Raw genomic sequence first — 1551 nt, forward strand, 5'->3', positions numbered from 1 at the left:
GATGAATATCTGTCTCCTGTATACGGTGATGGTTTAAGTACCAATGGTCGTATGACTTCAGGAACGAACCGTTATTTCAACTTCAACGTATCCAACGTATTGAGCTATGCGTTCTCTTTATCTGATGATCACAGGTTCAATGCAAGCTTATTCCAGGAAGCATATAAATCCAATACAAGAGCTCTTGCAGCCACTGGACAGTCTGTTGCATTAAGTACTTTGGAACATCTTTCCAGCTTTGTAGTGCCAGTTGACCATACAGGGGTAAATAATCTGGAGAGCTCAAGATCAGGTTATGGTGCCACTTTAGGATATAACTACAAAGGATACTTAAATGTTGACTTATCAGGAAGAAGAGATGCGGTTTCTTATCTTCAGCCAGGCAGCAAAGCAGGGAACTTCTGGTCTGCGGGGGTTGGACTAGATCTGGCTAAAATGATCATTCCTGAAAATGATTACCTGAACTCTTTAAGATTAAGAGCTTCTTACGGTAAAGTAGGTAACAGGGTATCTGTATCTCCTTATGCGACATATTCTTATACCATCAACTATAACAATTTAGCAGGAGCGAGCTACGGTGGATTTGATAATCCAGGTTTACAGTGGGAAACGGTAAATCCTTTCAACGCAGGAGTTGATTTCAGCTTATTCAAAAACAATGTAACCATTACTGCTGAATACTTCAACAAGAAAACGAAAAACCTGATCTATAATATTCCACTTTCCACTTCCCAGGGGTTAGGAGCCTATTTTGACAACGTAGGAGATTTGGTTAACAAAGGTTTCGAATTTACCGCGAATGCTAACATCTTAAATCCTGTTACTAAAGGAGGATTTGCATTAAGCATGGATGGTAACCTTTCTTTCTTAAAGAATGAAGTTACTAGCCTATACGGAGGAAAAGACGTGATCTCAGGTTCCACAATCTTAAGAGAAGGAGAAACAGTAAACAGCTGGTTCATGAGAAAATGGGCTGGAGTAGATCCAAGCAATGGTAACCCGCTATGGTATAAAAACGGTGTAGACGGAGAAACTACCAGCAACTATGCAGAAGCACAGCGTGCGATCCAGGGATCCCGTATTGCTAAAGTATATGGAGGGGTTGGTTTAAATATGTCTTATAAAAACTTCTCAGTAAGTGCTCAGGGAACTTTCAGCTTCGGAGCTAAGATGTATGATGACTGGGCATTCTACTTACAGAGTGATGGTGTCAACGCTGGTGTTTTTAACGCTTATGCAGATGGTATGGATTACTGGACACCAAGCAATCCTAATGCTGAAAATCCAAAACCTGTCTATGGTATTGGTGCAAGAGGTACAGGGTCAACATCGGCTAATAACACCTCTACAAGATTCCTTAGAAAAGCAGATTTCTTAAGATTAAGTAACCTGAAAGTAGCTTATACCTTTGATAAAGACTTCTTAAAAGGAGCTCCTGTCAACAAAGTAACTCTATATGTGATGGCGAACAACCTGTATACCCACAGATATGACAAAAAGCTTAAGTATGACCCGGATATGGCTTTGATCGGGACCAGTAACCTGAACTTA

Annotated in this window: 1 pseudogene; it reads left to right on the forward strand. The window is 40.4% G+C overall.

The features are described 5' to 3' along the window. Positions 1 to 1551, forward strand: a pseudogene (locus AOB46_RS22630) (TonB-dependent receptor); the annotation flags it as partial.

Origin of the sequence: Chryseobacterium indologenes (genome assembly GCF_001295265.1) — a bacterium.
In the GTDB taxonomy this organism is placed as follows: Bacteria; Bacteroidota; Bacteroidia; order Flavobacteriales; family Weeksellaceae; genus Chryseobacterium; species Chryseobacterium indologenes_A.